Genomic DNA, 309 nt, shown 5'->3' with positions numbered 1-309 from the left:
CCACCACGCAGCCTATTCCGCGGCGAGTGGTGACCTGACGTCACCACTCGGCGCGGATACGGACATCGACTCACCGCTCGACGGCCGGTAGAGTCCCGGATGTGGCGGAGTGGCTGTGTGCGACGTGTGCTGTCGAAACGAATCCGATAGGAACGGCGGCGGGCGAGCATCCGCCCGAGCGGTGCCCGATCTGCGAGGACGAGCGGCAGTACGTGCCGCCGTCGGGGCAGGAGTGGACGACGCTGCAGCGGCTGCAGCGCGAGGGCGAGCACGTCGTGGTCACCGAGCTGGAGCCCGACCTCTATGGCC

1 pseudogene is annotated in these 309 nt (G+C 68.9%); it reads left to right on the top strand.

The features are described 5' to 3' along the window. Positions 1-101: 101 nt before the first annotated feature. Positions 102-309 (top strand): annotated as a pseudogene (locus SB719_RS19500) (hypothetical protein); the annotation flags it as partial.

This window comes from Pantoea sp. SIMBA_079 (genome assembly GCF_046940275.1).
Lineage (GTDB): Bacteria > Pseudomonadota > Gammaproteobacteria > Enterobacterales > Enterobacteriaceae > Pantoea > Pantoea borealis.
The sequence above is the reverse complement of the archived record's forward strand: the minus strand, read 5'-3'. Positions and strand labels throughout refer to the sequence as shown.